At 64.4% G+C, this 12,092-nt stretch carries 12 protein-coding genes; 5 read left to right on the top strand and 7 right to left on the bottom strand.

The genetic code is table 11. The annotated features are described in order from the left end of the window. Window positions 1-92: 92 nt before the first annotated feature. Complete coding sequence (locus ACD578_RS08070; protein WP_404292170.1) at window positions 93-242, top strand: hypothetical protein; 150 nt, start codon at window positions 93-95, stop codon at window positions 240-242. Window positions 243-300: 58 nt separating this feature from the next. Here ACD578_RS08070 and ACD578_RS08065 read toward each other — a convergent pair whose 3' ends face one another. Together ACD578_RS08065 and guaB are read right to left on the bottom strand one after the other, a co-directional pair. Further along, window positions 301-732, bottom strand: coding sequence for an MAPEG family protein (locus ACD578_RS08065; RefSeq protein WP_404292169.1), 432 nt, complete (start codon window positions 730-732; stop codon window positions 301-303). A gap of 21 nt (window positions 733-753) precedes the next feature. Beyond that, on the bottom strand, window positions 754-2,247 hold the full coding sequence (guaB, locus tag ACD578_RS08060) for an IMP dehydrogenase (RefSeq protein WP_404292168.1): 1,494 nt from the start codon (window positions 2,245-2,247) through the stop codon (window positions 754-756). A 174-nt stretch (window positions 2,248-2,421) separates the two neighbouring features. Between guaB and ACD578_RS08055 the strand changes: the two genes are divergently transcribed. Both ACD578_RS08055 and ACD578_RS08050 read left to right on the top strand, forming a co-directional pair. Further along, window positions 2,422-3,858, top strand: a complete 1,437-nt coding sequence (locus ACD578_RS08055; protein ID WP_404292167.1) for a DHA2 family efflux MFS transporter permease subunit — start codon at window positions 2,422-2,424, stop codon at window positions 3,856-3,858. A gap of 38 nt (window positions 3,859-3,896) precedes the next feature. After that, entirely contained in the window at window positions 3,897-4,754 is an 858-nt protein-coding gene (locus tag ACD578_RS08050; RefSeq protein ID WP_404292166.1) for a dienelactone hydrolase family protein, read from the top strand. Between the two features lie 168 nt (window positions 4,755-4,922). On the opposite strand, the gene ACD578_RS08045 is transcribed toward ACD578_RS08050, so the two are convergent. From ACD578_RS08045 to efp, 5 genes are all read right to left on the bottom strand, one after another. Further along, on the bottom strand, window positions 4,923-5,858 hold the full coding sequence (locus tag ACD578_RS08045; protein ID WP_152713206.1) for a Gfo/Idh/MocA family protein: 936 nt from the start codon (window positions 5,856-5,858) through the stop codon (window positions 4,923-4,925). Window positions 5,859-5,966: 108 nt separating this feature from the next. Beyond that, entirely contained in the window at window positions 5,967-6,665 is a 699-nt protein-coding gene (locus ACD578_RS08040) for an RlmE family RNA methyltransferase (protein ID WP_404292165.1), read from the bottom strand. Then, window positions 6,662-7,723 carry a Ppx/GppA phosphatase family protein gene (locus ACD578_RS08035; RefSeq protein ID WP_404292164.1) on the bottom strand — a complete coding sequence of 354 codons (1,062 nt, stop codon included), beginning with the start codon at window positions 7,721-7,723 and terminating at the stop codon, window positions 6,662-6,664. The genes ACD578_RS08040 and ACD578_RS08035 overlap by 4 nt, the downstream gene beginning before the upstream one ends. A 169-nt stretch (window positions 7,724-7,892) precedes the next feature. Further along, a complete protein-coding gene (locus ACD578_RS08030; protein WP_404292162.1) occupies window positions 7,893-9,077 on the bottom strand; it encodes an aminotransferase in 1,185 nt (394 codons plus the stop codon). Window positions 9,078-9,196: 119 nt separating this feature from the next. After that, window positions 9,197-9,718, bottom strand: a complete 522-nt coding sequence (gene efp / locus ACD578_RS08025) for an elongation factor P (protein WP_244627208.1) — start codon at window positions 9,716-9,718, stop codon at window positions 9,197-9,199. Window positions 9,719-9,918: 200 nt separating this feature from the next. On the opposite strand from efp, the gene epmA reads away from it, so the two are divergent. Next, a complete protein-coding gene (gene epmA / locus ACD578_RS08020; protein WP_404293751.1) occupies window positions 9,919-10,971 on the top strand; it encodes an EF-P lysine aminoacylase EpmA in 1,053 nt (350 codons plus the stop codon). Then, window positions 10,968-12,020, top strand: a complete 1,053-nt coding sequence (locus tag ACD578_RS08015) for a lysine-2,3-aminomutase-like protein (RefSeq protein WP_404292161.1) — start codon at window positions 10,968-10,970, stop codon at window positions 12,018-12,020. The genes epmA and ACD578_RS08015 overlap by 4 nt, the downstream gene beginning before the upstream one ends. The last annotated feature ends 72 nt before the right edge of the window (window positions 12,021-12,092 follow it).

Here is a 12,092-nt window from a genome sequence, read left to right as displayed (position 1 = left end):
AACGACATATTGTTACCTATTTTCCGTCCCCATCGACAGTGGATGGTGAGGATGCGTGCATTCCGCACGATTCCTCTTTGGAGCCACTCTCTATGTTGACCCGACTGACCCGCGGCCTCATTGCCGTCGGCCTCACCCTGACCATCGCGGCTTGCGCCACGGCCCCGGCCGCCGATCTCACCCCGCCCCCGGTCAAGCAGACCGATGCCAAGACGCAGCTCGAGAGCGGCAAGCGCTTCTAAGACTACGATCGGGATGGGTGCTACACCCATCCCGCTTCGTCCAAAACTCCCGTCTCGCCTAAACTCCGGTCTCGGCCGCAAGGACGCGAATACCGAAGATGACCCACATGGCCGCCAGGATCAGCACCCCGACGACGAAGGCCTGAAAGCGCAAGGCCATCTTGTTCGAGGTGGTGTGGATCGCCGCATGGACGAGGCGGCTCGTCACGAACATCCAGGACATCACCACGAAGAGCATGTCGGCCTTGCGGGTGAACAGCGCCAGCGTCACCAGCACATAGAACAGAACCGGCAGCTCGAACTGGTTATGGTAAGCGTTCTGGACCTGCAGGATGCGGCTTGGCCAGTTGCGTTCGCCCAGCGCGACGTCCTTAACCTTCACCTCTCCGGTGCGCAGGCTGCCCAACCGCGAGCTGCCCATCCAGAGCAGCAGGATGACGGTCAGCGCGACCTGGACGTAGACCGGAAGAAGGATGGCGGTGATGCTCACGGGCGGGACCTCGACTGAAGCTTAGCTGCGAGTCGGGTAATTAGGGCTTTCCCGCGTGATCGTCACGTCATGAACGTGGCTCTCGCGCAGACCCGCGCTGGTGATGCGGATGAACTGCGCCTTCTCGCGGAACTCGGCGAGGTTCGCACCGCCCACATAGCCCATCGATGCGCGAAGGCCGCCGGTGAGTTGATGCAGAACGCCTGAGACCGGGCCCTTATAGGCCACCTGCCCTTCGATGCCTTCCGGCACGAGCTTCAGGGTGTCGCGCACCTCCGCCTGGAAGTAGCGGTCCGCCGAGCCGCGGGCCATGGCGCCTACCGAGCCCATGCCGCGGTAGGACTTGTAGGAGCGGCCCTGGTAGAGGAAGACCTCGCCTGGGGTTTCGTCCGTGCCGGCGAGCAGCGAGCCCACCATGGCGCAGGAGGCGCCGGCGGCGAGCGCCTTGGCGAGATCGCCCGAGAACTTGATGCCGCCGTCGGCGATCACCGGAACGTCCGCCTGGGAGGCCGCCTCGACGGCCTCCATGATGGCCGTGAGCTGAGGCACGCCGACGCCCGCCACGATGCGGGTGGTGCAGATGGAGCCGGGACCGATGCCGACCTTGATCGCATCCGCGCCCGCATCGATGAGCGCCTGCGCGCCTTCCCGCGTCGCCACGTTGCCCGCAATGACCTGAACGGCGTTCGAGAGCTTCTTCACCCGGGTGACGCTCTCCAGAACCTTCACGGAATGGCCATGAGCGGTATCGACCACGACCACGTCGCAGCCCGCATCGATGAGACGCTCGGCGCGCTCGAAGCCCTGCTCGCCCGTGGTGGTGGCGGCGGCGACCAGAAGGCGGCCCTGCTCGTCCTTGGCAGCGCTCGGATAAGCGACCTGCTTCTCGATGTCCTTCACCGTGATCAGGCCGATGCAGCGGAAATGGTCGTCGACGACCAGGAGCTTTTCGATACGGAACTGATGGAGAAGATGGCGCGCCTCGTTCTGGCTCACGCCCTCACGGACCGTGATCAGGCGGTCCTTCGTCATCAGCTCGGAAACTTTCTGGCCGGGATTGCTGGCAAAGCGCACATCGCGGTTGGTCAGGATGCCGACGAGCTTGCCCTTGGTTCCGCTGGGTCCGCGCTCGACCACCGGAATGCCGGAAATGCCGTGATGCTTCATCATCGCGAGCGCATCGGCCAGGGTCTCGTCAGGATGGATGGTGATGGGGTTCATCACCATGCCCGACTCGTAGCGCTTCACGAGGCGGACCTGCTCGGCCTGGGCCTCCGGCTCGAGATTGCGGTGGATCACGCCGAGGCCGCCGTTCTGGGCCATGGCGATGGCCATGCGGGCTTCCGTCACCGTATCCATGGCGGAGGCGATGATCGGCATATTGAGGCGGATGGTCCGGGTCAGCTGGGTCGCCACATCCACGTCGCCGGGCAGGACTTCGGAGCGGCCGGGCCGGAGGAGCACATCATCGAAGGTCAGTCCATCGATGATCTTATCGGCTAAAACAGGGGCCATGAACCAACTCCTTTAGGGGTGCGCGGATGAGAGAATAACGCTTTGGCGAGTTGGCACGGGTCCGTAGCACGGGCTTGTCATTTCGCAAAGCGTCGAGCGGCGCATTCCCCGAAGACCTGCCTTGCGCCTTTTTACCCTTTGCAAGGAGGTTGCAGGGCGCTAAGTCCGCGAGTCATGCGCCAATCCCGCCTTCTCCCGCTGATCATCGCCACGGCCCTGTTCATGGAGAACACGGATTCGACCGTGATTTCGACTTCCCTGCCGATGATCGCGCAGAGCCTGGGGACAGACCCGATCGCTCTCAAGCTCGCCCTGACCTCGTATCTGGTGAGCCTCGCCATCTTCATCCCGATCTCCGGCTGGATGGCGGACAAGTACGGCGCGCGGACGATCTTCACCACCGCCATCGGCGTGTTCATGGCGGGTTCGCTTGCCTGCGCGGGAGCCAATTCCCTCGAGTGGTTCGTAATCGCCCGCTTCGTCCAGGGCGCCGGCGGAGCCATGATGGTGCCCGTGGGCCGCCTTGTGCTGCTGCGGAGCGTCCAGCGCAGCGAGGTGGTGCAGGCGCTCGCGACTCTGACGATCCCGGCCCTCGTCGGCCCGATCGTCGGCCCGCCGCTCGGCGGCTTCATCACCACTTACTTCGACTGGCGCTGGATCTTCTTCATCAACATCCCCATCGGGGTCCTCGGCATCGTGCTCGCGACGATCTTCGTCCCGAACGTCAGGGAGGAGGATACGCCGCCGCTGGACTTCATCGGCTTCGTGCTCTCAGGCTTCGGCTTCGCGCTGCTCATGCTGGGCTTCGCCTCCGGCGGGCGCCACCTCATCCCGGCGGAGATCTCGACCGGCTGCGTGGTGATCGGCGCAATCTGCCTGGTCCTCTATGTCTTCCACGCGCGGCGCACGCCCTATCCGGTCCTGCAACTCCGCCTCCTGAAGATCCCGACCTTCCGCATCAGCGTGGTCGGCGGCTTCCTCTTCCGTGTCGGCATCGGCGCCATCCCGTTCCTGCTGCCGCTGATGCTGCAGGTCGGATTCGGGCTCAGTCCCTTGGCCTCCGGCTCCCTCACCTTCATCGCGGCAGTGGGCGCCCTGTTCATGAAGACCATGGCCAAGCGCATCCTCGAGCGGACGGGCTTCCGCAGGCTCTTGATCGTCAACGCGTTCATCGGAGCGGGCTTCGTCGCCGCCAACGGGTTCTTCACGCCGGAGACGCCCCACTGGCTGATCATGATCGTTCTTCTGGTCGGTGGCTGCTTCCGCTCGCTCCAGTTCACCAGTCTCAATGCCATCGGCTATGCGGAGATCTCCAACCGGGAGATGAGCTACGCCACGAGCCTGTCGAGCGCCCTCCAGCAGGTGTCGCTCAGCATCGGCGTGGCCTTCGGCGCCTTCGTGCTGGAAGCCGCCGCGAGCCTCGACGGCAATCCTGTGATCACGGCGGCCGATTTCGGCCCCGCCTTCTGGGCCGTTGCGATGGTGTCCGCTTTGGCCGGTTTCGTCTTCATCGGACTTTCTCCAACTGCTGGAGCCGAGATGTCGGGACACAGGATTGTGAAGGAAAAACCTCCTTCCACCGGCCTCGGGGACGGTATGTCCGGCCGATAGGCTGCGCTAGCTTTCGTGCGGGACCAGGAGGCCACCCCATGGATCAGCGCATTATCGACCTCTACGACGACTTCACCCACGGCGGCATGAGCCGCCGCAGCTTCATCGACAAGCTCGGCGCCTTGGCCGGAAGCGCGGCAGCCGCGACGGCCCTGCTGCCGATCCTGCAGAACAACTACGCCCAGGCGCAGACCGTCCAGGAGAACGATCAACGGATCACCGCCGAGATCGTGGATATTCCCGGCGCTCCGGGACTCAAGGGCTATCTCGTGAAGCCGAAGGACGCCACGGGCAAGCTGCCGACCGTCATCGTCATCCATGAGAACCGGGGTCTCAACCCGCACATCAAGGACGTGACCCGCCGCATGGCGACCGAAGGCTTTATCGCGCTCGGCCTCGATTATCTCTCGCCCATGGGCGGAACGCCGGAGGATGAGGATAAAGGCCGCGACATGATCGGCCAGCTTAAGGCACCGGATATCCTCGCCTACGGCAAGGCGGCGGTGGCCTATCTGAAGGGCCGCCCGGACAGCAACGGCAAAGTCGGCGCCGTCGGGTTCTGCTGGGGCGGCGGCGCGGTGAACAACCTCGCGGTCAACGAGCCGAACCTGAAGGCAGGCGTCGCCTATTACGGCGGCCAGCCAAACGCGGAGGACGTGCCGAAGATCGATGCCGCGATGATGATGCATTATGGCGGGCGCGACGAGCGCATCAATGCCGGCATCCCGGCCTACGAGGCGGCGCTGAAGCAGGCGGGCAAGACCTACGAGATCTACGTCTACGAGGGCGCCAACCACGCCTTCAACAACGACACCAACGCTGCCCGCTACGACAAGGAGGCGTCGGATCTAGCGTGGCGACGGACGGTCGGGTTCCTGAAGAAGAACTTGGCTTAAGGAATTCTCCTCACGTCATGGCCGGGCCTATCCCGGCCATCTCGATTGGGAGGGCATCGCGCTCCAAAGAAGCGAGATCACCGGCACAAGGCCGGTGATGACGTGTTGGCTGCTCGACAAGTCAATCTGGGTCGTTGTTGGCGCTCAGCCGGGAGTAACAGCACTACCTTAATCCTCGAACGCCTCGACCTGTACCCGCTCACCGATCATGAAGGCGTCCGCCACGAGGCGGAACGGGGCGACGTCGACTTCCGACTGGCGCGTGTTCAGCAGGGTATCGAAACGCTGGTAGATGCCCTGGTACTCCGCGGGCTCCTCCTGCACCATGAGCTTTCCGCCGATCTCCAGGCAGCTTCCGCCATGGGTGAGCTTGAGATTCAGGCCGGCCTCGGTCTCCACCTCGATGTCCCAGGTCTGCGGGCCGGTCTGGCGCCAGTCGAAGACCGCCTGCAGGTCGCCGTCGCCGTGGCTTGCCGAGAAGGTGAGATGAGCAGCGATTGGCGCGGCGCGATTGGCCGGGAATTCCAGGCTGGAGCTCTTGATGAAAACCGGCTCGGGCATGATGCGGGTGACGATGGAGAGCGCGTTGATCCCAGGATCGAACACGCCGAAGCCACCGGCCTGCCAGATCCATTGCTGGCCCGGATGCCAGTGGCGCACGTCTTCCTTCCAGGTGACCAGAAGCCGCTTGATGACCCATCCGGCGAGCGCCTTCTTCGCCTCCTCGACCGCTTTGTTGTACTGGGCGTGCCAAGTCGTGAACACGACCTTGCCCATCTTCGCGGCGAGCTCCTTGAGATCTTCGAGTTCGCTCAAAGTGGCCGCGGGCGGCTTTTCCAGCAGCACGCTCTTGCCCGCCAGAAGCGCCTCGCGGGCGATCTGATGGCGGACCTGGGGCGGCGTGCAGATCGACACGGCCTCGATCTCGGGCAGCTTCAGAAGGTCCCGGTAATCCTGATAGGTGTACTTCGCCTCATCCGGTTGCAGCCCGCGCTGGCTCGCGACTGCCAGAAGCTCGAAATCCGGATTGCCCTTGATCGTGGGCAGATGCTGATCCTGCGCGATCTTGCCAAAGCCGATGATGCCGATCTGGTGCGCTGCCATGGTCGTGGTCCTTACAATCAAGGGCTTCGGGTTCGATGCTCATTTTAACTGGCGCATCGTTCGGAGCGGAGAACCGGATCCACTTTTACGCACGATGCGTTAGGCCTGTCAGGCTGCGGGCGTCTCGTCCGCCCGTCCCCGGAAACCGGTCGCCAGCACATAGAGTTCCGCCGAGTCGGCCCGGCTCGCTGCGGGCTTCACGTGGCGCACCACGGCGAAATCGCGCTTGAGGTCGGCCAAAAGCTGGTTCTCGGTGCCGCCCTGGAACACCTTGGCGACGAAGGCGCCGCCGGGTGCGAGGATCTCGCGGGCGAAATAGATCGCCGCCTCGGCTAGACCGATGATGCGCAGGTGATCGGTCTTCTTGTGGCCGGTGGTGTTGGCCGCCATGTCGGACATGACCACGTCGGCAGGACCGCCGAGCATCTCAATCAGCTTGCCGGGAGCGCTCTCGTCCAGGAAGTCGAGTTGGATGAACTCGACGCCCGCCATCGGATCGATGGGCAGAAGGTCGATGCCGACGACCCTGCCCTTCGGACCAACCACCTTGGCGGCGATCTGCGACCAGCCGCCGGGCGCGGCACCGAGATCGACGATCTTCTGGCCGGGCTTGAGGATCTTGAACTTTTCGTCGATTTCCAGCAGCTTGAAGGCCGCGCGCGAGCGATAACCCTCGCGTTTGGCGCGAGCGACGTAGGGATCGTTGAGCTGACGCTCGAGCCATTTCTGCGAGGAGAGGGACCGCTTGTTGGCGGTTTTCACGCGCTGCTTGAGATTGCGGACCCCGGAACCTGTCTTGGCACTCACCGCCGGCCCCCTCGCCACACCGAATCCTCTCGCATCATCTTCATCAAAATTCCTTCGCGCAGTCCGCGATCCGCGATGCGCAGGCGCTCCGAGGGAAAAGCCCGCCGGATCGCTTCCAAGATGGCGCAGCCCGCGAGAACCAGATCGGCGCGTTCCTTGCCGATGCAGGGGTTCTCCGCACGCTGCGTGAAATCCGAATGCAGCAGACGCTGCATCACTGTCGAGATCTCGCCGTTGCGCATCCACATCCCGTCGACCCGGCGCCGGTCGTAGCGCGCAAGGCCCAAGTGAATACCGCCGACGGTCGTGACGGTTCCCGAGGTCCCGAGCAGATGAAAGTTGTGGCCCCGCCCCGCCGGGGCTGCCACGAGCGAGAAATCGAGCAGAAGTTCGGACACCTCCTCGACCATGCCCTCGAAGGTCTCGGGCGTGACGTCGATGCCGCCATAGCGCTCCGCCAGCGTCACCACGCCGACGGGCAGCGAATCCCACGCCCGGATGCGCTTGCACGGATCGGCAAAGGCATGCGGCGCCTGGCCGTCGAGCCACGCGATCTCCGTCGAGCCGCCGCCGATATCGAACACGATGACGGAATGAGCCTTGGGATCGACGAGGGACGCGCAGCCTGTGACCGCGAGATAGGCTTCCGTCTTGCGGTCGACGACCTCGAGATCGAGGTCGAGTTCGTCGCGCACGCGATCGATGAAGGACGGGCCGTTCTCGGCGAGCCGGCAGGCCTCCGTCGCCACGAGGCGCGCCCGCGCCACATCCTTCGCCGCCATCTTCTCACGGCAGACACGAAGCGCATCGAGGGTACGTCCGATCGCGTCGTCACTCAGACGATTGCCGAGGCCGAGACCTTCGCCGAGCCGCACGATGCGCGAGAACGCATCGACGACGCGAAAGCCGAAATGCGCAGGTTCCGCAATGAGAAGGCGGCAATTGTTCGTACCGAGATCGAGCGCCGCATAGCTTTTGGAGGAACGCCGCCGATGATCCGTTCGTGCCGGCGAGGGACGCTCCGCAACCAAGGCCGCGCCGTTTGCGGATCCATTCAACGGATCCGCATGTCGGTCTCCTGGTTCTGCGGTCACGTCCACTTTGACGGTCAAAACGAATCCCCGAGCATCCCTATCGAATGCCTTGTTTGAAGAAGAGAGTAACCACCGCCCTGCCGTCCTGCCAAGGGCAGGACCTGCAGATTGTCGCCCACCCTCCCGGGGAGCGTCAGAGCCGAAGGTCCTTGAAGCGCTCCGTCAGACCCTGAAGAACATCGGATCCCACATTGGCGATGGCCACGCGCAGATGCCCTTCCTGGCCGGGGCCGAAATAGCTCCCCGGGAGGCACAGGACGCCCCGCTCCGTCGCAAGCTTCTCCGCCACCTGCTGCGCCCCGGCCTCCGGGAACGGATGGCGGAGATAGGCGAAATAGGCTCCGACCGACTCGATCTTCCATTCCGGCAGAGGCGCGAGAGCGTCCTGAAAAACCTGTGCACGCCGGTTGATCTCGGCCCGGTTGCCCTCGCGCCAGTCGCGCAGGGCATCGATCGCCCATGGCAAAGCGGCCTGGGCCGTACGCGGGGCGCAGATCTGGATGCAGTCGAGGATCTTGGCGATCTGCTCGATCACCAGAGCGTCGGCCGTGATGGCTCCCGTTCGGTGACCCGGGATCGCGTAGGATTTCGAGAAGGAATAGAGCTGGATCACCGTGTCGCGCCATTCATCGCCAATGAACAGACCATGGGCGCGGTTCACCTCCTGCGGCAGGAAGTCCCGGTAAGTCTCGTCGATCACGAGATAAATGCCGTGCTTGCGGCAGAGCTGCGCGAAGCTTTCGATCACGTGAGCGGGATAGACAGCCCCGGTCGGATTGTTGGGCGTGACGAGGACGACGGCCCTGATTTTCTCGTCGATCAGCGGCTCCGCATCCTCCACCCGCGGAACGAATCCGGTCTCGGCCCGGCAGGGCAGCGGACGCGGCTCGATGCCGAGCATGTCGAGGGTCATCTGATGATTGAAATACCAGGGCGTCGGCAGCAGCACCGCTTCGCCGCGATGGGCGAGCAGCATCATGGCGGCGAAGAACGCCATGTTGCAGCCCGCCGTGATCGCCGTGTCGTCCGGCGCGATCCGGCCTTCATAGAGGCGGGAGAGATCGGCGGCGTATGCCTGACGGAGGGGCGCATCGCCGTTGATGGGGCCATATTGCGACCCGGCCGCGGAGCCGGCTGCAGCCGCCATCCGCTCCAGCAGGCTGGCGTGGGGGGCGTTACCCGGAACAGCCTGCGAAAGGTTGATCAGCGGTCCGAACGAACCGTCATAGCGCTTGATCCAGCTCTGCGCCTCGGGGATCGGAGGGCTCCCCACGTCCGCGACGAGAGGATTGATGGAATTCGCAAGACCGGGCGCCATGAGACCGTTCGACTCCAAAAATGTAAGGGCAGGACGTCCGGTGAGCCTCCACCGAAACCTCCTGCCCTTCAAGATCCTTATTGCCCGGCTTCTGACAGCCGGGCTCCGAGGATGATCCCTTAGTCCTTCGCGCGCTCCACGTAGGAGCCGTCTTCCGTCATGATGACCACGCGGGTGCCGGCCTGGATATGGGGCGGCACCAGGGTGCGCACACCGTTCGAGAGCATGGCGGGCTTGTAGGACGAGGACGCCGTCTGGCCCTTCACGACCGGCTCGGTCTCGGTGATCTCGAGGGTGACGCGGGCCGGCAGCTCGAGGGCGATCGGGACGCCGTTGTGGGTCGAGAGCATCACGGCCATGCTTTCCTGAAGATAGGGCTTCAGGTCGCCGATGATGTCCTGCGGCACGGTCACCTGATCGTAGGTTTCCGGGTTCATGAAATGGAAGCCCTCGCCATCCTCGTAGAGGAAGGTGTGCTCGCGGTCTTCCACGAACGCGCGCTCGACCTGCTCTGTGGTGCGGTAGCGTTCGGAGACCTTCACGCCGTCGGAGATGCGGCGCATATCGAGCTGGGTGACCGGCGTGCCCTTGCCGGGGTGGATGTTCTGGGCGGTGAGGACCACATAGAGCTTGCCGTCCATGTCGACGACGTTGCCTTTGCGGAGCGTAGAGGCGATGACCTTCACGGGAAGCTTTCCTTGTGACAGATAGGGGCGCGTCGGGAGGGTCGGGTCGTCCTGCCCCCCAGTGGCACCGAAAACGGTTTCGGAGCCGCAAGTAGCCTATCTTGGCGCAAATCGCCAGTCCGACCTTAACGAGCGCCTTTGGAATGGATCATCTTGTGCCTGCACCCTCTCCCTGGTGGACGCCCCATGTCCATGCGGATCGGCGCCCGTTTCTTCTGGGCCGGAACCGCATCCAGGCGGCTCTGCGAGGATTCTTCGCAGGGCGCGACTTCGTGGAGGTCGATACGGCCACGCTCCAGACCTCGCCGGGGAACGAGGCGCATCTCCATGCCTTCGCGACCGAAGCTGTCAGGCCCGACGGATCGCGGGCGTCCCTCTACCTCCACACCTCCCCCGAATTCGCCTGCAAGAAGCTGTTGGCGGCGGGCGAGACCCGCATCGCCTGCTTCGCCCATGTCTACCGCAACCGCGAGCGCGGCCCCCTGCATCACCCGGAATTCACCATGCTCGAATGGTACCGGGCGGGCGAGAGCTACGAGACGCTCATGAAGGATTGCGGCGAGATCTTAAGCCTCGCCGCCGAGACGGCTGGCACCCGCACCCTCACCTACCGTGACCGGGAGACCGATCCTTTCCAGGAACCGGAGCGCCTGAGCGTGGCCGAGGCTTTCGAGCGCTTTGCCGGCATCGATCTTCTCGCCTCCATCGACCGGAGCGGCGCCACGGATCGCGAGCACCTGGCCGCCAGCCTGAAGGCGGCGGGCCTGCGCGTGGCCGTGGACGATACCTGGGCCGACCTGTTCAGCCGCGTCATCGTGGAGCGGGTCGAGCCAAATCTCGGCCTTGGACGGACCACCATCCTGGACGAGTACCCGGTGGCGGAAGCGGCCCTCGCCCGACCGACCGCCCGCGACCCTCGCGTGGCGGAACGGTTCGAGCTCTATGCCTGCGGCGTGGAACTCGCCAACGCCTTCGGCGAGTTGACGGATGCGGCCGAGCAGCGTCGGCGCTTCGAGGCCGAGATGATGGAAAAGATGCGGGTTTACGGAGAAAGCTACCCCGTGGACGAGGATTTTCTGGCGGCGTTGAGCCAGATGCCCGAGGCCAGCGGCATCGCGCTCGGCTTCGACCGACTGGTGATGCTCGCCACCGGCGCTTCGCGCATCGATCAGGTGCTCTGGGCGCCCGTGCCGGAGACGAGCCGTTGAACGCGATCCGTCCCATCCGGACCCCTGCGGAACTGACCGATGCCGGTCTTGTCGCCCCGGACCATCTGGCCGGGATCGAGCGCGTAGCCGAGCGCTATGCCATCGCGATCAGCCCCGCCATGGCCGCGCTGATCGACAGGGCCGATCCGAACGATCCGATCGCACGCCAGTTCGTGCCGGATGCGGCCGAGCTGAATGTGACGTCCGAGGAGCGCGCCGATCCCATCGGCGACCTGGCCCATTCGCCGGTCGAGGGCATCGTCCATCGCTATCCCGACCGGGTGCTGCTCAAGGCCGTGCATGTCTGCCCGGTCTATTGCCGTTTCTGCTTCCGCCGCGAGATGGTGGGGCCGCAGGGACTCGGCACTCTCTCGCCCGAGGCCATGGACGAGGCGTTTGCCTACATCGGCGATCATCCGGAAATCTGGGAGGTGATCCTCACCGGCGGCGATCCGCTGGTGCTCTCCCCACGTCGTATCACCGAGATCATGCAGCGGCTTGCCGCCATCGATCACGTGAAGATCGTCCGCTTCCACACCCGCGTTCCCGTGGTCGAGCCGGAGCGGATCGACGACGCTTTGATCGCGGCCCTGAAGGCGAGCGGAAAAACCGCCTATGTGGCCCTCCATGCCAATCATCCGCGCGAGTTGACGCCCACGGCCCGTGCGGCCTGCGCGCGGCTCGTCGATTCAGGCATCGTCATGATCAGCCAGTCCGTGCTGTTGAAGGGCGTCAACGACGATCCCGATACGCTCGCCGCCCTCATGCGGGCCTTCGTGGAGACGAGGGTGAAGCCCTATTACCTCCACCATCCGGACCTCGCCCCCGGCACGAGCCATTTCCGCCTGAGCATCGAGGAAGGCCGTGCCCTGGTCGCAGGCTTGCGCGGACGGATCTCGGGGCTCTGCCAACCTACCTACATCCTCGACATCCCTGGCGGCCATGGTAAGGCGGCGATCGGACCGGATGCCATTCGGCAAGAGAATACAGGCTGCTATACGGTCTCGGACTTCAAGGGCGTTGAGCACACCTACCCACCTTCGGAATAACATAAGTTAATTCAAATACTTAGTGGACCTGATTCGGGAACATTGGCCTCGACCAGGCTTTGACTGATGCGC

The organism is Microvirga sp. RSM25, from assembly GCF_044784385.1.
Taxonomy (GTDB): domain Bacteria; phylum Pseudomonadota; class Alphaproteobacteria; order Rhizobiales; family Beijerinckiaceae; genus Microvirga; species Microvirga tunisiensis.
The sequence above is the reverse complement of the archived record's forward strand: the minus strand, read 5'-3'. Positions and strand labels throughout refer to the sequence as shown.